17 protein-coding genes are annotated in these 20,394 nt (G+C 71.7%); 7 read left to right on the forward strand and 10 right to left on the reverse strand.

All coding sequences use genetic code 11. The features are described from left to right. From D7W79_RS19900 to D7W79_RS19910, 3 genes are all read right to left on the reverse strand, one after another. On the reverse strand, positions 1-666 hold a 666-nt coding region (locus tag D7W79_RS19900), incomplete at its 3' end, for a dihydroneopterin aldolase (RefSeq protein ID WP_244221862.1). Further along, complete coding sequence (locus tag D7W79_RS19905; RefSeq protein ID WP_120526969.1) at positions 663-1,388, reverse strand: SDR family oxidoreductase; 726 nt, start codon at positions 1,386-1,388, stop codon at positions 663-665. The genes D7W79_RS19900 and D7W79_RS19905, both read right to left, overlap by 4 nt. A gap of 138 nt (positions 1,389-1,526) precedes the next feature. Then, complete coding sequence (locus D7W79_RS19910) at positions 1,527-2,012, reverse strand: hypothetical protein (RefSeq protein WP_167497717.1); 486 nt, start codon at positions 2,010-2,012, stop codon at positions 1,527-1,529. Positions 2,013-2,137: 125 nt separating this feature from the next. Between D7W79_RS19910 and D7W79_RS19915 the strand changes: the two genes are divergently transcribed. Next, the gene (locus tag D7W79_RS19915) at positions 2,138-2,854 is read left to right on the forward strand and encodes a class I SAM-dependent methyltransferase (protein ID WP_120526970.1); all 717 of its coding nucleotides are present in this window, start codon (positions 2,138-2,140) and stop codon (positions 2,852-2,854) included. Positions 2,855-2,863: 9 nt separating this feature from the next. Here the strand turns inward: D7W79_RS19915 and D7W79_RS19920 are convergent, their stop codons facing one another. Further along, positions 2,864-3,385, reverse strand: coding sequence for a GreA/GreB family elongation factor (locus tag D7W79_RS19920; protein ID WP_120526971.1), 522 nt, complete (start codon positions 3,383-3,385; stop codon positions 2,864-2,866). A 126-nt stretch (positions 3,386-3,511) separates the two neighbouring features. On the opposite strand from D7W79_RS19920, the gene D7W79_RS19925 reads away from it, so the two are divergent. After that, a complete protein-coding gene (locus tag D7W79_RS19925; protein ID WP_120526972.1) occupies positions 3,512-3,847 on the forward strand; it encodes a PilZ domain-containing protein in 336 nt (111 codons plus the stop codon). Between the two features lie 9 nt (positions 3,848-3,856). Here D7W79_RS19925 and D7W79_RS19930 read toward each other — a convergent pair whose 3' ends face one another. From D7W79_RS19930 to D7W79_RS19955, 5 genes are all read right to left on the reverse strand, one after another. Next, on the reverse strand, positions 3,857-4,348 hold the full coding sequence (locus tag D7W79_RS19930) for a hypothetical protein (RefSeq protein WP_120526973.1): 492 nt from the start codon (positions 4,346-4,348) through the stop codon (positions 3,857-3,859). A 749-nt stretch (positions 4,349-5,097) separates the two neighbouring features. Continuing rightward, positions 5,098-7,983, reverse strand: coding sequence for an Lnb N-terminal periplasmic domain-containing protein (locus D7W79_RS19935; RefSeq protein ID WP_120526974.1), 2,886 nt, complete (start codon positions 7,981-7,983; stop codon positions 5,098-5,100). Continuing rightward, on the reverse strand, positions 7,980-8,945 hold the full coding sequence (locus D7W79_RS45085) for a hypothetical protein (RefSeq protein WP_244221863.1): 966 nt from the start codon (positions 8,943-8,945) through the stop codon (positions 7,980-7,982). The genes D7W79_RS19935 and D7W79_RS45085 overlap by 4 nt, the downstream gene beginning before the upstream one ends. Positions 8,946-9,126: 181 nt before the next feature. Further along, on the reverse strand, positions 9,127-10,488 hold the full coding sequence (locus D7W79_RS19950) for a D-arabinono-1,4-lactone oxidase (RefSeq protein ID WP_120526977.1): 1,362 nt from the start codon (positions 10,486-10,488) through the stop codon (positions 9,127-9,129). A 4-nt stretch (positions 10,489-10,492) separates the two neighbouring features. Beyond that, positions 10,493-11,668 (reverse strand): alanine racemase, encoded by a 1,176-nt coding sequence (locus D7W79_RS19955; RefSeq protein WP_120526982.1) that lies wholly within the window; start codon positions 11,666-11,668, stop codon positions 10,493-10,495. A 390-nt stretch (positions 11,669-12,058) separates the two neighbouring features. On the opposite strand from D7W79_RS19955, the gene D7W79_RS19960 reads away from it, so the two are divergent. Together D7W79_RS19960 and D7W79_RS19965 are read left to right on the forward strand one after the other, a co-directional pair. Beyond that, entirely contained in the window at positions 12,059-13,186 is a 1,128-nt protein-coding gene (locus D7W79_RS19960) for a helix-turn-helix transcriptional regulator (RefSeq protein ID WP_120526978.1), read from the forward strand. 42 nt (positions 13,187-13,228) lie between these two features. Continuing rightward, a complete protein-coding gene (locus D7W79_RS19965; RefSeq protein ID WP_120526979.1) occupies positions 13,229-14,377 on the forward strand; it encodes a metallophosphoesterase in 1,149 nt (382 codons plus the stop codon). A gap of 129 nt (positions 14,378-14,506) precedes the next feature. Here D7W79_RS19965 and D7W79_RS19970 read toward each other — a convergent pair whose 3' ends face one another. After that, positions 14,507-15,880 (reverse strand): thioredoxin family protein, encoded by a 1,374-nt coding sequence (locus D7W79_RS19970; RefSeq protein ID WP_120526980.1) that lies wholly within the window; start codon positions 15,878-15,880, stop codon positions 14,507-14,509. 111 nt (positions 15,881-15,991) lie between these two features. Between D7W79_RS19970 and D7W79_RS19975 the strand changes: the two genes are divergently transcribed. From D7W79_RS19975 to traA, 3 genes are all read left to right on the forward strand, one after another. Continuing rightward, entirely contained in the window at positions 15,992-17,737 is a 1,746-nt protein-coding gene (locus D7W79_RS19975; RefSeq protein ID WP_120526983.1) for a GTPase, read from the forward strand. 87 nt (positions 17,738-17,824) lie between these two features. Beyond that, positions 17,825-18,889, forward strand: coding sequence for a hypothetical protein (locus tag D7W79_RS19980; RefSeq protein ID WP_120526981.1), 1,065 nt, complete (start codon positions 17,825-17,827; stop codon positions 18,887-18,889). A gap of 159 nt (positions 18,890-19,048) precedes the next feature. Next, on the forward strand, positions 19,049-20,394 hold a 1,346-nt coding region (gene traA / locus D7W79_RS19985), incomplete at its 3' end, for an outer membrane exchange protein TraA family protein (protein ID WP_276375369.1).

The raw sequence follows: 20,394 nt of genomic DNA on the forward strand, positions 1-20,394 counted from the left end.
AAGACGGCATACGATATCTGCGCATGTCTCGTGGGCTCGGAGATGTGTATAAGAGCCAGGCCCCCGCAGCAGCATCCCCGCGCCCAGCACCAGCTCCATGCCCTCCGTGTGCCCGTCCGCTCGCGGGGGGATGCCCCTGCCCGGCGCCACCCGCAGCCGGTACACGCCGTAGGTCGCCCCCTCATGGATGACGTCCACGTGGCCGAAGGCCTTCGCCTCCGTCCGGTAGACCATCTCCTCGACGGTCCGGTGCACCTGGAGCGACGGGATGGCCCAGCCCGTCAGCGCCTCCGGCTTGGTGACCCGCACCGTGGCGGCGTACAGGTGCGCGTGCGGCGCGGCGTCCGTGGGCGGCGCCAGCAGGTAGCGGCACACCGCCTCCGCCGCGGACTCCAGGAGCTCGAAGCGGCACGCATCCAGGAGGAAGCGCAGCTCCCCGGCCAGCCGCCCGTAGTGCACGGTGTTCGCCAGCTTCCCGCCCACCGCCGCCTGCCGCGCGTACAGGAAGAGCGCCACGTCCAGGCGCAGCGGCTGCGGCGTCACGCGCTCGCGGTTGTAGACGCCCACGATGACGTCCACCGTGAGCCCGCGCAGCTCCATCACGTCCAGCGGGCGGCCCTGCGCGTCGTTGACCACGGGGTGGATCCACACCGGTTCCTGGCTCACAGCTGCGCGCTCCTTCCGCCATCCAAGGCGATGACCTGCCCGGTGAGATACGGCGCCTCGCGCGCGAGGAACACCACCGTGCGCGCCACGTCCTCCACGCTGCCCTCGCGGCCCATGGGCACGCGCTGGAGCACCTCCTGGCGCGCGGCTTCGTCGAAGTGCTCCGGGAAGGCCACCACACCCGGTGAGATGGCGTTGACGCGCACGTGCGGCGCCAGCTCCACCGCCAGCGCGCGCGTCAGCATCACGAGCCCCGCCTTGCTCACCGAGTAGTGCGCGTAGTGGCTCACCGCCCGCTCCCCACCGATGTCGGTGAGGTGCACCACCAGCGGGTCCTTGCCCGCGCGCAGCGACGGCAAGAGCGCCTGCGTGAGGAAGAAGGGCGCGTCCACGTTCACGGCGAGCATGCGGCGGTACTGCTCGCGCGTCACGGCGGCGAAGTCCACCCGCTCGTAGAGCCCCGCGTTGTGGACCACCACGTCCAGCGCGGGGTGCGCCTCCCGGACCCGGGCGCCCAGCGCATCCACGGCCTGTGCGTCGGAGAGGTCGCCGCTGTACAGCGTGACGGCGCGGCCCAGCGCGCGCAGCTCGTCCGCCAGGACCTCCAACGGCTCCATGGAGCGGTTCGCGTGAAGCGCCAGGTCGTAGCCGGCGCGGCCCAGCGCGCGTGCCACCGCGCTTCCAACGCGCACGCCCGCGCCCGTGATGAATGCGGTCCCCATATGCGGGCCCTGACTAACAGGCCCGCCCGCGAAAAAACACCGCGGGGCGACACCCGGAGAACCCCCTCTCCCGGCACCGCCCCGCGTGTCCCCTGCTTCCCCTTGCGTCGTCCGTCCGTCAGTTCCCCTGCGTCCTCGCTACGGGTAGTAGACCACCGTCTGCCAGCGGCGCCCGGCGTACGGCACCCAGACCCACTCCGTCACCGCCTGGTAGCCGCCCGGCACATAGCGCTGGTCGTAGTAGCCCGGCGTGCAGCGCACGTGGCGGCCGTGGCGGCCCCGGGACACGCACTGCTCGGGGACCCAGACCTGCTCGTAGCGCTCCGGCACCCAGCGCTCCACCGTCTGCAGCTCGTAGCGGCCGCGCGAGTCCACCGGGCGGGGCATGGGGCCGTGGTTGCAGTTCGGGCCGCGGCAGCCCATGAAGCGGCGCGTCTTCGCGTCGTCATCCACGTAGCGGAACGCCTGGTCGCGGGGCGCTTCCCAGCCACCGCGGTACTGCTCCCGGCCACCCCAGCGCGCATCCGCCTGCGTCGGGCCGCGCCAGTCCTCTGCCATCGACGTGGAGGAACCGAGCAGCAGTGCACCGAAGGCCAGGGTCGCGAGTCCGAGCTTGAAAGCCATGTCTTCCATCCTCCGTCCGAGTTGCTTGTCCTGACTGACGGGGCCCCCGCCGGAACATTCAAATCCCATCGGGTCGCCCCGCACCCCGGTGGCGGGGGCGGGAGGATGTGGGTACACCTCATCCCATGTTCCACCGCGACGGCCCCTCCTTCCGCGAGCTTGCACGGCAGGCCCTCACCTCCGTCGAGCAGGGCTACGACCTGCTCGCGCCCAAGTTCGAGCACACGCCGTTCCGCACGCCGGATCCGGTGCTCAAGGCCGCGCTCGCGCACGTGGGCCCCGACGGCGGCGTGGGCAGCGCGCTGGACGTGTGCTGCGGCACCGGCGCCGCGATGCGCGTGCTGCGCCCGCTGTGCCGCGAGCGCGTCGTCGGGTTCGACCTGAGCCAGGGCATGCTGGATGAAGCGCGCCGCCGGCTGGCGGATGCGCCGGGCACCGCGGCGCTCGAGTTCGTGCGCGGGGATGCGCTGACGCTGCCCTCCGACGCGGCGTTCGACCTGATCACCAGCTTCGGCGCCTTCGGGCACATCCTGGAGGAGGACGAGCCGCGCCTCGTCGCGGGCATCGCGCGGGCGCTGAAACCGGGGGGCCGCTTCGTCTTCGTCACCGGCCAGCCGCCGTCCGCGCTCAACCCCGGCTACTGGGTGGCGAAGGGCTTCAACGCCGCCATGCGCGTGCGCAACGCGCTCTGGAAGCCGCCGTTCGTCATGTACTACCTGACGTTCCTCGTGCCCCGCGCGCGCGTCCTGCTGGAGGCGGCGGGGTTCGACGTGGAGGTGCGCGAGGGCGACATGCCGGAGCCCTTCGGCCGGCTCGTCACCGTCATCGCCACGAAGCGCTGAAGCGGCCCGCTACGGCGCGGCGGCGCTGTCCTCGGACGCCGCGTACTCCACCGCGAGGAGCTCGTACTCCACCGGGCCGCGCGGACGCTCCACCTGCACGACCTCGCCGGCCTCCTTGCCCAGGAGAGCGCGCGCCAGCGGGGACTCCACGCTCAGCCGCCCCGCCTTCACGTCCGCCTCATCCGGGCCGACGATGCGATAGCGCATCTGCGTGCCCTCCTCGTCCTCCAGCACCACCCACGCGCCGAAGAAGACGCGGCCCGCCTGCGATGGATCCGGCGCCACCACGCGCACGTCCTCCAGGATGGCGGTGAGCTCGCGCGCCCGGCGCTCCCGCTCGCGCTTGCGCACGCCCGCCTCCAGCTCCGGCCAGTCCCGGGGCGCGGGACCCTGCAGCTCCAGGAGCTCCTCCTGGAGCGCGCGGTAGCCCTCCGGCGTGATGTAGCGCTGCTCCGCCGACGTCGACCGGAGACGCGTGGGGGTGAGCCCCTCGTCGCTGCTCCCGTCTTCCTTGGTGAATGCCTTCGACATGGGCCGCTCCCTCCTCCCAGGAGATTTCTCAACGTTTCCCAGGATTTGCACGACGGGTCCGCCCGCCCGCCTGCTCTCTATTGGCGCAATTTTACTGCAAAGGCGGAATCCGTCAGAATCCAGACCATGCACCTCCCCCGAGCCGTGCCCCGCTTCGAGCATCGCCTGGCCGTCCGTCTGCGCGGCATGCTGCCGCTCTACACCCGGGATGTGTCGGAGGGCGGCTTCTGCGCGGAGATGCTCCAGCCGATGAAGGCGGGCGATCTCCTGGAAGGCGCGTTGCTGCTGGGGGATGAGGAGGTGCCGTTCCAGGCCCAGGTCATGTGGGCCCGCCGCTCCGCCGGGGAGCGCACGCGGGGACGCTGTGGCGTGCGCTTCGTCACCATCGGCGGGGACTTCCAGCGGCGGCTGGGCGCGTTCAGGCGCTTGCAGGGCAGGCGCCTGATCCGCTGGTTCACCTGACGGCCGGACCTACTTCGTCGTCGTGTCGGGGCTCGCCTGGACCGGAGTCTCCGACGGAGCGCCGGGCGTCGCGGGCGTGGTGGACGGCTCCGGCGTGGTGGACGGCTGCGCGGCGGGGGCGTTGATGGGCTCGCCTTCGGGCGCGGGGGCCTGACCGGAGGGCACCACCTGGAGCTTGTAGCGGCGCACGCCCTTGGGCAGCACGATCTCCACCAGCGGGTTCTCCTTCACCAGGCCCGGGTCGAGCTGGAGGGAAATCTCACCGTTCTCGTCGCTGGTGGCGTTGAGGTGGTTGCGGTACTCGCCGCCGAGCACCTTGACGCCCTTCACCGGCTTGCCCGTGGCGGCGTCCATCACGCGCAGCACCACGAGCTGGTTCTCCTGGAGCGCGGTGGTGCCGTTCGCCTGGACGATGTCGTTGTAGCGCGGGCGCAGCGCGCAAGCGGACAGCAGCGTGGTGGAGAGAAGGGCGACGGTCAGCAGGTTGCGGCGAAGGCTCATGGAATCCATCCAGGCTGGGAAGCAGTACGGCGGAGGCGCGGCAGCATAGCCGCCAGCCACCAGACGCCAAGTCTCCCGTGCGTCACGGCCCCGGCGTACGGCATCCGCCCCACGCCGGGTCGCGAAAATTCCCGGCGGGCAGGCACGGCGTGCGCCCTCCTTCTCAGGGACCAGTGGAGCCGTCAGCCCTTCCACCCGTCCGCCTCCAGCACCATCTCCCATGGGTGTCCGGGCACTGTCCTTCTCCCGCCCGCACGGAGGCCAAGGCGCCATGGATGAGACCTATACGGAGGGCTCGGAGAACGTCACGAATTCGAGCCGCCACCTTCACCTGAGGAGCGAGCAGGTCAGATACGAGGAACTGCCGTCCGACACGCGCGTGGAGGAGAGCCGCGTCGTCTGGAAGCACAACCGGTTCGACGTGAGCGTGTTGACCATGGTGCTCATCAGCGCCTCCACGTTCTTCATTCCGTTGTTCAACGGCCTGCTGGCCGGCACGTTCGGCGGCTTCCACGCGGGACGGCCCCGCCGCGCCCTGGCCGCCGCGCTCGTCACCGCCGTGGCGGTTCCCGCCACGCTCTACGTGCTCTTCAACGTCTTCGGCCTGGGCGGCATGCGGGTGTTCTACGGCATGGGCTGGCTGAGCTGGACGATGCTGCACGCCATCGGCCTGTTCATCGGCGCCCTCGCCGGGGCCGGAAGCCGCCCGCTGTTCACCGGCGAGATCCCCGTCTTCCTCGCGCCGCGCGTCAGCGGAGCTCCACTCCTAGCGCAAGGCGATGTCGCGCCAGCCCTTCCGGAAGGCTCGCGAGACTTCTCCCGGGACCTGCCCACGACGCGAGTGTCCCCTCCCAGTGGACCTGCGCGCGGGGAGTGAGCAGCACGCTCCAGCGGGCGACGCGCCCCAGGTACCACTCCACCTGGAGCGTCGCGTCCGCCTCGTGCGTGAAGCCCGGCGTGATGCCCGTGCGCCACGCCGGGACGTACGTGGCCTCCAGCCGCAGCGCGCTGTTGCCCGGACCGGGCAGGGCCGTGCGATGGGACAATGACAGACGCGGCCCGATGGTCGGGACTGTTTCAAAGGGGCTCCAGGCCATCGTGGCCTGGGCGCCCAGCCCCACCGCGAGGAAGGTGTCGAAGCGCTCCGAGGCCGCCACGACGCCCAGCGCCTCCGCCTCCACCGTCGCGCGGTAGGGCAGCGGACGGCCGATGTCCGTGGACATCCTCGCCTCCGCGCCCCAGCCCAGCGAGTCGGAGAACGACCGCTGCTGCTGGGGCAGCTCCGGCATCAGCGTGCGGTAGCCCACCAGCGTCAGCCGTGAGCCAATGATGCGCGGCACGCCCCAGCGGGGCTCCACCGACAGCTCTCCGTCCAGCACGCGCAGCTCGCTGCTGGACTGGAAGCCGTGCAGGCGCGCGTCGCCCAGGGTCTCGTTCATCGCGGAGGTGCGCAGGCTCACCACGGGCCGCGCGGCGCCCACTTCCGGGAAGTCCACGCCGCCGCTCACCACCGTGCGGGCCGCGCCGGATTCACGCAGCGCACCCCGGGCCCAGGTGGTCTCCGCCTCCGTCTTCCGCTGATGGTCCTTCGCGAGGAAGGCGCGCGGATCCACCTCCGCGAGCGGCCCGTCGTTGAGCGTGCCCTGCGCCTCGGTGGCGGCGGCGAAGGCGGCCTCGGTGTGCTCGGCGCGGACCAGGGTCTTGAGCTCGTCCGGCGTGGGCAGGCGCTTGGTGGCGGTGTCCAGCGCCTGCTGGAGCAGGGCCGTGCGGTCCAGCACCGCGAGCTTCCGCTGCATGGCGTCCTCGCGCTCGAAGAGGAGCTGCCGTTCCTTGACGCCCTGGGCGGCCCCGCCCTCCCCCTTCAGGTCGAGGGCGATGAGGCGCTCGCGCTCAATGGCGAGCTTCTCCCCTTCGGCCTGATCCACCGCCGCGCGCTCCACCCGCACCGCGTGCGCCACGTAGGCGTGCAGGGCATCGCGGGTTTCGGCGCGCACGGCCTGGGAGGCAGCGTCGAGCGCGGTCGTCACGGCGCGGGGCAGCTGCTCGTAGGCCTGACGACGGACGTCGGGCTCCGGGGATTGGAGGCGGCGGTGCACGAGGTGCAGCGGCGCGAGGGCATTGGACGGAAGCAGGGCCGCCAGCTTCGTAAGCAGCCGCTCCTGCTCCACGAGCGCGCGCCGGGCGCGGTCTCCCGTGGACTCGAAGGCATCCGGAAGGTGCTCCAGGAGCGGCACCGTGTGCCCGCTCGCGTCCACGACGTTCGTCTTCGCCAGCGTGTCCAGCGTGGCGGTGGGCAGGACCCACAGCGTGCCGGGGGCGCTCACGTGACGGCCGTTCTCCAGCGAGCCGTTGAGGAGGAAGAGGAGCGCGGCGGCGCAGTTGTCGGTGAAGAAGTAGTAGCCCAGGTAGCCGCGACGCTCGAGTTCCCAGATGCGCTCCAGCATGCGCTGGGATTCGCCGGGCATGAGGTTCAGGCGGAAGCGGCGGATGGTGCGCTGCTCCAGCTCCAGCGATTCATGGGTGATGTCGCCCAGGGTGCCCGTGAGGAAGACGGTGCTGTAGCCGCCCGTCATGCCCTTCATCAGGTAGTTGAGGCCCTTCTCCTCCATGCCGGTGAGGGCCACCAGTTGCACGACGCGCTCGAAGCCGGGGCCCTGCACCGTGGCGCCTTCGCGCCAGACCGGGCGCAGGAGGAGGTGGCCGAAGAGGGACTGGGGTTGCCGGCCCGTGGCCGCGACGAGCAGGACCTCCAGGTGGGAGAGCGCGTCCGCATCCGCCCAGGCATCGAAGGCCGGGCAGTCGCCCCTCGCGGGCAGCGTGCCCAGGCGCGCTTCCGTGAGGAACCCGGACAGGGCTCGCGTCTTGGAGAGTTCCTGGCAGCGGACCTGATCATCCTGGGGCAGCGCATCCGGACGCAGGGACTCCACGGGGACGAACAGCTCCTCCGCGAACGTGACGAGGTCCAGCGAGGCGCTGACCTGGCCCCGGGCGCGGCTGAAGGCACCCGCGTAGGTGAGGCTCGCGGACTCCTTCCACGTGAGGGGGCGCTCGAGGGGGAGCAGCCACCCGTCCAGCCTGCGCCACTGGGGACGCTGGCTCCAGCCGCGCGCGTCGTCCCAACGCTGCATCACGGCGTGAACCACGGCGCGGCGGCGCCACAGGTGCTCCGCCTCCGTGTCGGTGAGGCGCGACAGGCGCAGCGTGGCCCGGCGCTCCTCGGAAGGGACGTAGCGGTAGAGGTGGAACTGCTCGCGCTGCTCCGACCAGTCGGGCCGGGCCTTCGTGCCGTCACCGAGGCCCAGGGGCGCGGGCTCCGGGTGGAGCACGAATTCCAACCGGCCACCCGGCGGACGGCGCATCGCGGGAGGCAGGGCGGCGAGGCCCGCTTCCACGTCCGAGACCAGCGCGGCATCCCGCGCCGCGTCGCCGCGCAGGAGGATGCCCGCCGTGGCCTCCAGTGCCGCGACCCGTGAGGCCAGGGCGACGTCCATGAACGCCCCGTCCAGGAACGCAGGCACCGCGAGCTGGCCCGGGACTTCTTCGGACGGTGTGTCCTGTATCTGCTCACGCGCCCGCGAGCTCACGGGCAACAGCAGCACCGTGAGCAATCCCAGCCAGGCTGCGCGGGGCCTCACTGACGGGCCTCGGCCGCTTGGGTCGCCCCTTCCTGTTCCAGGAGGAAGGCCTGCCGGTCCTCCTCGAGCCGAGGCTCGGTGCGCGCCAGCTCGCCCACGCGCTCCAGCCATGCGCGAGCGCGTTCGGGCGTGAGCTGCTTCGCATCCGCCATCAGCAGCAGCTCCTTGCGGTGCGTCCGCAAGAGCTTGCCGAAGACGTCCAGGTTCTCGCGGCGAATGCGCGCCGCCTGCGCCAGGTCGTCCACCGTCGGGCCCGCGCCCAGCGCCAGGTCCTCTCGCAGTTGGTGCGTGCGGGCGCGCAGGTACACCTGGGCCGCGTGCCCCACTTCCTTCGGCGAGGGCCGCTTGCCCTTGCGCCGCGCGGCACGCTCGTACGACTGCCAGATGACGATGCCCAGGCCCATCACCGTCAGCGCCACCGTGGCCGTCGACAGGAGCTGATTCTCGCGGCCGTTGCTGCTCTCGCTGCGCGTGCGCGAGTCGTCGCCCTGGTCCACCTGGTTCGACTCGCTGGAGCCTGAGTCACTGTGCTCGCTGGAGCCGGAGCTGTGCTCGCTGGAGCCGGAGTGGCTGGAGCCCTCTTCCGAGCTGTGGTCACTGGAGCCGGAGGAGTCACTCGAGTTCGAATGGCTCGAATCCCCCTGGCTGGAGTTGCCCGAGTCCGAGTCGCTGGATTCACTCGAGCCCGACTCGCTGGAGCCTTCATCGCTGGAGCCATTGGAGCCTGACCGGCTCGAGGCCCCACCGCTGGAGTTGCCCGAGTCCGACTTGCTGGATTCGCCCTGGCTGGAGTCACCCTGGCTCGAGTTGCCGGAGTCCGACTGGCTGGAGTCGCCCTGGCTGGAGTTGCCCGAGTCCGACGCATCCGCGGCCCTCAACCCCGCGGAGGGCGTGCGGCACCCCACGGCGAGCACCAGCATCGACGCCGTCACCACGCGCTTCCACGAAGACTTCGTCCGCATCCATCCCCCTCGAAAGGGCGCCACCGGGCCTGGCGCCAGCCAGAGCCCTAGCCAACCGCATGCCGGGCCCTGAATTGTGCATTATCGAGAGGTTGGTGGATCGTCTGACGCGACACGACGCGAAAAACATGCTTCCGGGGCGCGTCGCGGACTTCGCGCCCCTGTATCAACCGCGACCCTGCTACGCGAGCCGCGCGCTTCCGGTTTCGCTCCGGGGACGGCTGACGCCCTCCTCCAGGAAGAGACGTCTCAGATAGGGATTGAGGAAGCGCCCCTCCGGGTCCAGCTGCTCGCGCACGCGCTGGAAGTCGTCCCAGCGGGGATACAGGTGTTTCAGCGTCGCCGCCGTCTGCGTGTGCAGCTTGCCCCAGTGCGGCCGGCCCCCGTGGTTGCGGAAGATGGCCTCCGCGCCCGAGAAGTAGGGCTCCAGCGGCATGCCCTGGTACTGATGCACCGCGATGAACGCGCGATCCCCGCCGTGCGCCGGGCTGAGGAACACGTCGTCGCCGCGCACGAAGCGGTACTCCACCGGGAAGTGCACGGGCAGCTGCTCGCGCGTGATGTATTCAGACAGCTCGCGCAGGCAGTCCGGCCCGCGCTCCACCGGCACGCCGTATTCCATCTCCTGGAAGCGCACGAGGCGCGGCGTGGCGAACAGCGTGTGGCTCTGCCCCGCCAGCACGCCTTCGGACGCCAGCTTCGCGGACAGCCGGCTCACGGGGGCGCACAGGGCGGGCCGCATCCGGCACGCGCGGCTCACCGCGCCGAAGACCGCGTTCTCCATCACCATCTCGTTGAGCCAGCGCCCCACGCCCACCCCGTGCGGGGGCTCGTCCGTGAGGTCCATCGCCTTCGTCATCACCCGGTCGGAGTGCGGGAACCAGAAGAACTCGTAGTGCCGGTGGCGCGCACGCGCCTCATCCAGCCCCGCCAGGCACTCCTCCAGGCCCAGGTTCCGCCGCGTCAGCCGCAGCCGGTACGCGGGCAACAGCCGCAGCCGCACCCGCGTCACCACGCCCAGCGCGCCCAGCGACACGCGCGCGGCCTGGAGCAGCTCCGGCGACGCGTCCTCCGAACACGTCACCTCGTCCCCGCTCGCCGTGACGAGCGTCATCGCCGCCGCCTGCGTGGAGAGGATGCCCAGCCCCACGCCCGTCCCGTGCGTGCCCGTGCCCAGCGCGCCGCCCAGCGACTGCTTGTTGATGTCGCCCAGGTTCTCCATCGCGAGCCCGTGCGCCGCGAGCAGCGTCCCCAATTCGCGCAGGTTCGTGCCCGCCCGCACCACGGCCTCGCGCGCGGCGACATCCACGGACTCCAGGCCGTGCAGCGCTTCGAGCGACACCATCGTCTCGTCCGTCGCGCACAGGGGCGGGAACGAGTGGCCGCTGCCCACCACGCGCACCGTGCGCGCCTGGGCACTGGCGTCGCGCAGCGCGGCCTTCAGCGCGTCCACGGACTCCGGCTGGAGGAAGCTCGACGGATGGGCCACCACCGCGCCGGACCAGTTGCGCCACGTCTTCGCCTTCGCCGCCATGGTCGTCATGCCGTCACCCCCATTCGCCCCGGTAGGTCGGAACTTCCTCGATGACACGGCCCCCGGAGATGAGCAGCAGCGTGCGGAAGTGCTCGCACACCTCGCCCGCCTTCGCGTGCCGGAAGAACACCGGCGCGCCCAGGGGCAGCGGCACCGGGCCCGAGTAGGCGATGGGCGTCTGCACCTCGCCCGCGCCTTCCAGCGGGAGGAGCTTCGCGCCCTCGGGCAGGTAGGGCACCGGCAGCTTGTCCACGCCCGCAGAACCGGAGGCCACATAGCCGCCGCCCTGGAGCGTGAAGAGGCCCGGCCCCGGGCGCCGCGTGACGGGGACGGCGAACGCCACCGCGGGCTGGTGTTGGAAGCCGCGATAGCCGTCGAAGAGCGCGGGCGAGTACAGGCCGCTGCCCGCGGTCAGCTCGGTGACGCTCGCGTCCTCGCGCGTGGACTCCAGGCTGCCGGTGCCGCCGCCGTTCACGAAGCGAGGCGCGAAGCCCGCCTCCTTCAGCGCGGCCACCACCGCCTGCCTGCGCTCGTGCACGCGGCCCACGGAAGCCCGCTTGAGCGCGCGGATGACCAGGTTCTTCGCCCCCGCGTGCGGCGAGGCGTCCGGCACGCCCGCGAGCTGCGCCTCGTAGCCCATGACGCCCGCGAGGAACACCGCGTCCCCTTCCGCCGCGATGCTCCGGGCCACCGCGAGCGCGTCCTCCGGCGAGCGCACCGGCGAGCGGTGCACCCCGAAGCGCAGGCCCGGCAGGTCCACGGACAGGTCCACGTCCAGGCACAGCGGCGCGCGCGTCCCCTGCCGCCTCGCCGCCCGGGCCGCGAGCGCCACGTGCTCGGCCGAGTCCACCATCAGCGTCACGGGCGCTGGCGGCCGGCACAGCTCCGCCAGGGCCTCGGCCTCCACGACGGGGTAGCCCATGAGCAGGTCGGTAAAGCCGCGCTCGCGCAGGCGCACGGCCTCGTCGGCGCTGAAGCACATGAGGCCCTGGAAGCCGGGATGCCCGTCGAGCACGCGCCGCAGCAGCGCGACGCACCGCACCGACTTCGTGGCCACCCGCACGGGCAGCCCTCCCGCGCGCCGCAGCAGCGCCGCCGCGTTCTCACCCAGGAGGTCCACGTCCGCGAAGGCCAGCGGCAGGCGCCGCCCCTCCAGGGCCCGGGCGTAGTAGGCGTAATCACGCGGCATGTCAGGGCCTCCGGGCGAGGGCTCCACGGGAGCGGTCATCATCGCCGCAAGCCGTCATGTCGGGGGCCTGGCGGCACCGGGCGCGTAGGGTGGTGGACAGGCGGGTGGGAGGCGCCGCAAAAGGGGCAGCGCGCCGGACATTCCTGGGGGAACGCCCGGCGCGCGCGCACACGGATGCTTCGACTCCTGGGTCGGCCCACCCCCCCGGAAGGGCACGGAACGCCATGGTGCCGTCAGCCGAAAGTCATTTCTATTGAGGAAATCACGCGAGTCTCAGACGACCCGGGGGACTGGGAATCACTTCCCACCTGGACAGGCGGCTGAAGCACTGATTCCACTCCCGACCTCACAAGTCTTCCAATTGGCCCCAACGGATATAGTGCGTAAATCGTGATTGATTTGATTTCCGAGGACCAACGCCTCTTGCAGGAGCTGGAGGGCCTGCTGGAGGGGTTGGAGCCCGGCTCCGAGGCCCTGCCCGCGGTCCTCGCCGCGCTCCGTGGCGCACTGCGCGCGGAGCGGACGGCGGCCTACGGCGTGGATGTGGGCCCGGACCGCTACCACACGGCCTTCGTGCACGGCGTGGGGTTCCCGCAGCCGCCCTCGGTCCTTTCGGAGGCCTTCGACGCCTCCCTGCCGCCGGCGGGGAGCCGGTTCGGCTATTTCGATCCCGCGCGCCCGCCGCTGGCCCAGCGCAACCGGGCGATGCGCTTCTCGCCGCTGGGCATGCCGGAGCCCCTGCGGGCCCTGCCCATCACCGGCGAGGGCGAGGGGCCGCTGTGGGAGCGGCTGGGACTGAGCGAGGAGGAGTGGGAGCACGCGCGGGCGCAGCTGGCAGGGAACGCCGCGAACCTGTACCGGCTTCTGGGATTGGAGCACCTGGCGCAGCTGCGGGTGCTGGTGTGCGAAGGCGACATGATGCTGGGCTGGGTGGGCGCCTTCCGGGCCGAGCCCTTCACGGAGCGGGAGCAGCGGCTGCTCCAAGCGCTGACGCCCTCCATCCAGCGGCGCATGGCCCTGGACCGGCGGCTGCGCGAGGCGGGCCTGCTGGGCCCGGCCCTGGGCGCGGCGCTGGAGGTGCTGGGGCGGCCCGCGTGGGTCGTCACGTTCAGCGGCCGGGTGATGCACGCGAACAAGGCAGGGCAGGCGCGGTGGGAGCAGGACTCGCAGGCCCTGGCGGCGCAGGTGCGCGAGTGTCTGCGGAGCCCGCCGGGCACCGGGCCGCTGTTCTCCTCCGGCCCGCTGCGCACGCAGGGGCTGCCGGACCACTATCTGGTGCTGGACCCCGGCCCGCCGACGGACCCGACGTCGCGCCTGCCGGTGCTGACCCAGCGCTGGGGACTCACCGCGCGCGAGGCGCAGGTGCTGGAGCACGTGGTGCAGGGGGAGACGAACAAGGCCATCGCCCTGCACCTGGGCTGCGCCGAGCGCACCGTGGAGGTGCACGTCACGCACCTCTTGAACAAGGCGCAGGTGGAGAGCCGCTCCGCGCTCATCTCGCGCTTCTTCCAGTCCTGACGCGCCGCTGGGCACTGCCCGGAGCGTGACTAGGATGGAGGGATGGACGACGCGCTCTCGAGGAAGGCGCTGGCTCGCGCCGACGCGGCGGTGGCGAAGGGGCCACATGCGGTCGCGGCGGATGGGCGGCGCCGCACGCTGCACGTGGCGATGGGGGACCCGCAGGCGGACTTCGACCGGGTGCTGTCCATCCTCTCGCTGCACGGGCTGCTGGACGGGGACGGAGGGCTGCGCCCGGACGTGTGCCTGGTGTCCGTGGGCGACCACTTCGACTGGGGTCCCGCGGCCGACCGCGAGCGCGTGGCCCGGAGCGCGCTGCGGCTGGTGGCGTGGCTCGCGTCCCATCCGGCGGATCAGGCCGTGATGCTCCTGGGCAACCACGACCTGGGACGCGTGGGAGAGCTGGCGGACTTCACCGATGCGACCTTCCGCGCCGCACAGGCGGAGGCGGACCGGGTCTACGCGGGGGATGACACCGACGCGGCGGCGGAGCGGGCCTTTCTCCAGCGCTGGCCTGGATTGCCGAGCGCGGAGCTGGCGGCGCGGGACTTCAGCACCTGGACCGAGGAGCAGCGCGCGTGGGTGGAGCACCTGCTGCGCGCACGGCGGTTCCGCGTCGCGCATGCGGCCGGGGATTCGCTGCTGGTGCTGCATGCGGGCGTCACGCGCGAGGACCTGGAGGTCGTGGGGCTGGAGCCCGGGCGGTGGGGGGATGCGCGCGCGGTGGCGGAGGCGCTCAACGGGGTGATGGACCGGGCGGTGGCGGCGTGGAAGGGCGGGCCGCTGGTGCTGCCGGGGCTGCACCATCCGGGCAATGCGAAGGATGGCGAGGGCGTGGGCATCTTCTACCAGCGGCCCAGCCTGGCCGCGGAGGACGCGGAGCGCGTGCGGGGGACACCCCGGCGCAGGTTCGATCCCCGGCGGCTGCCCCTGGGATTGTCCCAGGTGGTGGGCCACACGCGGGACAAGCGGGTGCGGGAGCTGGTGTCACCCGGTCCCGTGCGCGACGGAGTGCTGCGCCACCTGGTGACGGATGGGACGCGCGTGGACTACGCGCACGGACCGCCGCCAGCGACAGGCCCGGGTGAGGCGGTGATGGTGTTCACCGATGGCGCCATGCGCGAGGGCCGCGCGGAGGACTTCCAGCTGTTCGACCTGGATGCGCGTCGCCCGGTGCCGCTGGTTCCGTAGCGGTATCCGCGCAGTGCCTCAGCACCGGCGCCTCTGCGCACGTCGCATCCGCGCGTGTGTCGAGGCTATTCGATGCGAGGCCCTTCGCGCGTGGCGCACGTACGGCACGCGCGAAGGCTCGTGGACCTGCTACGGCGCAGCGCCCGGAACCGCGGCCGGCGTTTTGAGCCCGGCGAGCTTCTTCTCCAGCGACTCCACCTGACGCGGCGACACCTGCGCGGCGGGCAGCGTCTTCGCGAAGGTCAGCGCCTCCTCCAGCGTCTTCACCGCGCCCGCGGTGTCCTTGCGCGCGACCTGGATGTCCGCGCGGCCGGAGAGGACGGACAGCCGCCGCGCTCCCTGCACCCGCGCCAGCGCCCGGTCGTTCGCGGCGAGCGCGTCGTCGAGCCGACCCGACAGGCGGTACAGCGTCGCGAGCCGCGCGGGCGGGTTGTAGTCCTGGGGCAGGTCCTTCTCGCTCTGCTCCAGCGCGGGGATGGCCCGCTGCGGCTGCTCCAGCGTCATCGCCGCGAGCATGCGGTGCGAGTCGAACACCGTGCGCGCCTCGGGGTTCGGCGCCTTCGCGGCCTCGCCCTCCAGGAACGTCAGCCACTCCTGGGCCACCTGCTTCGCGCCCGCCGTGTCCTTGTCCTGATTGCGCGCCTCCACCAGCACCTCGTACAGGCCGGAGCGGTCATCCGCCTCCATGTCGATGGCCGGCGGCGCCAACACGTCCCGCGCCTTCGCCTCCAGCGTGTGGCGCAGGTCCGCGGCCTCGGGCGTGCCCTCGGGGATGGCCAGCGCGCAGGTGAGGCCGTTGAGGACGCTGTTGGCCAGGTTGAGCGAGCGCGGCACGTTCGGCAGCTCCGCCACCGCCTTCTGCGCGCAGGGCACGTACTGCTTCGCCCCGTACTGCGCCATCAGCAGCGACTCCAGCGCGCGGCCCCGGCGGGACCATTCGGCGGGAGCCTCCGCGAGCGCCAGCGACAGGGCCTCGGCGGCCTCCGCGGGCTTGCGCTCTCCGTAGAGCGCGTCCCCCCGGGCGAGCAGCGCGTCCGCGCCGGTGGCACCACCCTGGTAGGCGCGCTCACCATCCTCGAAGAGGCGCTCCAGCTGCGGCACCGTCGCGCTGCCGGCGAAGCGCAGCAGGGCCTTCTCCTCGCGCGGGTCGATGATGAAGAAGGTGGGCCAGAACTCCACCGGATACTTCTCCTGGAACGTCGCGTTCTGGGTCAGGTCGGTGTTGAGCTCCAGCCACACGAAGCGGTCCGCGTGCTTCGCCAGCGCCTTGTCCGTGAAGACATACGCGCGCATGGAGCGGCAGGTGTGACACCAGGGCGCCCAGGTGTCGACGAACAGGGGCACGCCCTTCGCCTTCGCGTCCGCGAGCGCGCGGGCGTAGTCATCCGGGATGAAGGGCAGCGGGCCTTCGGCATGGGCCTCGGCGGGCACGGGCGCGTTGGCGTGCGTGGCCGTGCAGGCGATGGACCCCGACAGGAGCAGGCAGGCGAGGAGGGAGCGCATGCGGCGCACCCTATCGCGCCTCTCCGGGGGGTGTCCCCGGTGGACAGTGTGCGCACACTTGTCTGGGCACCGCGCGGCGTGCGTGCTGTCTTGCGCGTGGCCCCTATGCCCATGAAGGACCCTCGCGCCCTGCGCACCGCCCTCGCGTCCGCCCTGGACGCCCTGCCCGCCTCCGAGCGTTTCCCCGATGGCGCCGACGCCGACATGGCCCGCCGCCTGGCTGAACGCCTGCGCCGCGACCTGCTGCCCCGCCTGGGCTCCGGCGCCGACGATGTTCCGCTGCTCCTCGTGGCCATCGCCGGCCCCAACAACGTCGGGAAGTCCACCCTCTTCAACGCGCTGGCGAAGGCGTCCCTGTCCCCCGCGCGCCCCGAGGGCGGGCTCACCAAGCAGTGCCTGGCCGCGGCGAACCCGGAGACGTGGACCGGAGCGTTGAAGGACGTGCTCACGCAGCGCTACGACATCATCCCGGTGCCCGACGGCACGGTGGCGCCCGTGGACGAGGCCGGGCCCGCGGGCCGGCTGTACCTGGTGCTGTCGGACGCGGTGCCGCGCGGGCTGCTGGTCATGGACACGCCGGACTTCGACAGCGTGTACCGGGACAACCGCGAGCGGGCCGAGGCGTTGCTCGTCACGGTGGACGTGCTGGTGTTCGTGGTGAGCCGGCAGACGTACCAGAACGCGGCGCTGGTGGACTTCCTGCGCGCGGCGGTGGGCCACGGCAAGCCGTACCTACTCGTCTACAACGAAGCCACGCGCGAGGACGTGGCGCGCGGCCACCTGGACAAGCTGGCCCAGGACGTGGGCCACCCGCCGCTCGCGCGCTACCTGGCGCCGCACCAGCCGGACGTGGAGGCGGGACTGAAGCCGCTGGCCACGGAGGCATTGGATGGACGGCCGCCGCTCGCCGCGCTGCTAGGACAAGCTGAACATGCGCGCGAGTTGAAGGCTCGGGCGCTGGAGGCGTCGCTGTCGGATGCGCGCTCGGAGCTGGACGCGGTGGCCCGGGCGGCGACCCGCGCGGCCCGCGAGCCGGAGCGGCTGAGGCAGCGGCTGCGGCATGACCTGCAAGGCATTGGCGCGCAGGCGGCGCTCAAGGCCGTGCCCGCGGACGTGCTGGTGGATGCGTTCCGCGACGAACTGGATGCGCGCAGCACCTTCCACCGGTTCGTGCGCCTGCCGTTCCGAGGGCTGGCCACGGCGCTCACGTTCGTGAGCCGCAAGGTGCGCGAGTCCTTCACCGGGCCCCGGCCCCATGAGGCGCTGCCCTCGCAGGCGGTGGATGACTCGTTGAAGGACGGGCTGCGCCGGCTGGTGGACGCCTTCGCGCCGGAGGTGGCCGCGTGGCGCGGGGACGCGGAGACGCGGGAGAAGCTGACGCAGGCCTTCGGGCCCGCGATGCTGGGCCGTTTGGACGCGCCGCTGGAGCTGGACGCGCTGCACGCGCACGCGGCGGACCGGGCGACGCTGTATGACTTCTGCCGCCAGTTGGTGGGCAGCGAGCTGCAGGGTGGCATGCGCGAGGAGCTGCTCCAGGCGCTCACCACGCTGGTGTACTCGGTGCCGTCCGGGGCGGCGGCGGTGGTGACGGTGGCCACCGGCGGCCTGGGCCATGACGCGGTGGTGTGGGCGGGGACGCTCCTGTCCACGCCGCTGCTGGAGCGCTTCGTGGACCTGCTGGGCGCCCAGGTGCGCGCGACGGTGACGCGCAAGTGGGCGGACTCGCACGGGGCCACGCTGGCGCAGGCCATGGAGGCGCGCTTCTTCGCGGACCTCCTGTCCCACCTGGATGCCCAGGCGGAGGGCTGGATGCGCACCGCGACCACCCTGGAGACCGCACGGCGGGCGGCGGAGTAGGCGGCCGGTTCCCGACAGGCCCCCGCTTCCGGGATGGCGGCAAGACTTCGTGCCTCGTCGCCACCGATGCGTCATGCTGGATCCGCCATGACCGGTCCGGGCCCGGAGGCGGGTTCACCTCTCATCCTGTCGTTCCGTCACCTGCTGACCGAGTCCGTCAGCACGTTCCTCGACGAAGCGGACATGACGTGTCCGCAGACGGCGGACGCGCTCAGCGAGCTGCTGGTGACGCTGTCGCGCTACCGTGAGGAGGGCGCGCTGCTGTTCCCCACCGCGTTCCTGGGCGACGACCTGGGCGCGATGATGGAGCTGCTGGGCGGGCATGACCCGATTCCGCTCGGCTCGGGACCGCGCAACCGCGCCACCATCCAGCGGGCGCTCAAGCAGTGCGCGCCGCTGGGACAGGGACGCTGGTGGGCGCTGTACCTGCTGCGCGACTCCGTGGGCCTCACCTACGGCATCTTCCGCACGGATCCGTTCCCGATGGCGGAGACGCCGCTGGAGCGCCTGCGGCACGCGCCGGACCGGGGCGCGCGCGTGGTGGGCGTGTTGCAGCTCGCGGACAACATCATCGAGCTGCGTGGCGGCGGCGGGCTGTGCCGGCACGTGTACCTGTCCGGTGCGCGCATCGACCTGGAGCCGCCCTCCGTGGTGCTGGACGCGCTGGCGAGCGCGGTGACCGAACAGGTCCTGCCCTCCAGCCGCGAGTACGCGCGCGGCTTCTTCCGGCGGGTGCTGTTCGAGGTGATGCAGTCCTCGCACGGCACGCTGGTGGCGGTGCTGCCCCGGGAGCGCGCGGGTTCCGCGCTCTTCGTGGACGGCATCCTGTTGCCCCGGCCCATGGACGTGGTGGCGCTGCTGGACCGGCACCATGCGACCCAGGACGGCGGTGCGGCATCAGCGGTGCGGGCGACCGCGCAGCTGCTGCGCGGCATGATGGCCACCGACGGCATCACCGTGCTGCGCGCGGATGGATGCATCCTTGGATACAACGTCTTCGTGCGTCACCCGGAGACGCTGACCCGGCAGCCGGGCTTCTTCGGCGGAGCGCGGCGGCGGACGTACGAAGTGCTGTGCGCGGCCCTGGGCAGTGAGCTGGCCGCGGCGTTCATCCGCTCGCAGGATGGGGACGTCGCCTGCCGTCGCGTGTGACGTTCCCGGCACGGTGACGGTTTCCCGTTTTGCACGTTGCACGGATTGATTGCGGCTCCGAGGGGTAGAGGACCCTGGAGGTCGCATTCGTGTACCGGGACTTGGGACGTGGGCGGAAGGTTGAGAACGTCAACCAAATCTGGGAGGCTGCGCGGCGCCTTGCGCACCGCTCCCCGCCCCCTCCGCGCGTACGCCGCGCTGTCCCTGCTCGCCGTGTGTCTCGCGAGCGCGCCTGCCGTGGCGCAGAAGCTGCCGGATGTGGTGGTGACGGGGGCACCGTCGGCGCCGTCGCCTACTGATACCGGTACAGGGCTCTGCATGGCGTCCAACGTGTGGACGCGGACCGCAGCGGAGTATCCGCAGAGTCAGTCGCTCTACACGGACAGCCTGAATGCATACATGGAGGAGAACAGCGCAACGCGCATGACCTCCGTGCTGCGCTCCACGTTCGACCTGTCGAACAACCTGAATGACGGTCGCGTGCTGAGCTACGGCGACTTCGTCAACGTGGTCTCAGGGTGTGCCCAGGGTGGCTGCCCCTTCCACTACAACGACCCGAGCATCAAGTTCGTCTCCCGCTTCCGCGGCTACCTGAACGTCACGCCGGCCATGGTCGGGCGCGTCCTGCACTTCGGTTTCTACGCAGACGACGCCATCAGCCTCGTGCTGTTCGACAAGGTCAACAACCGCTACAACATCGTCATCCGGCCACCGGAACTCGGAGCGGCGACACGACGTAGCACCAACTCGGTCACCTTCACCCAGTCCGGGCTGTATCCGATCGAGCTGCTCTACGTGCAGATCGTCGAGCACGCAGCACTAGAGTTCGCCGTCCTGGATGGGACGTTCACGGACTTCGACCGGCCCGCGAACCAGCCTCCAGTTGTTCCGCTCGCTCCCGCTGGCTTCTCTCTGGTCCAGCCCGCGCAGCTGTTCCAGACAGAGACCGGCCGGCCGTCGTTCCCGGGCAACCTGGACCAGTGCGTCCAGTGCAACCGCCAGTTCGCGAACCAGCCCGGCAACGGCAGTTGCGGTCCGTCCTACTACTGCAACTCCGCTGCACTCTGCGCCCCCTGTGACACGAACCTCCTTTGCGGAGACACGTGCTCACCGTGCGGACCGACCGCGCCCATCTGCGCCCAGGTCAACGGTCAGTTCACCTGCGTCGCGTGCACCCAGAACAGCGACTGCCAGACCGGCAAATGTGACACCGCCACCAACGTCTGCACGGGCTGCGTTCGCGATTCCGACTGCGGCTCCGGCCAGGTCTGTGACGAGCCGAACTTCACCTGCGTCCAGTGCACCTCCGACGCGGAGTGCCCTGGCAGCCAGGTCTGCGACCTCACCGCGAACTCCTGCGTCGAGTGCAACGAAGACACCCAATGCGACCGCGGCGAGTCGTGCTCCAACCACGTCTGCACGCCCTGCAACACCAACGACGCCTGCGCCGGCAACTCCTGCAACTGCTGCCCCAATGGCACCCAGTGCGCCGCGCCCACCCCCGG

The sequence above is a fragment of the Corallococcus exercitus genome (assembly GCF_003611585.1).
GTDB lineage: Bacteria > Myxococcota > Myxococcia > Myxococcales > Myxococcaceae > Corallococcus > Corallococcus exercitus.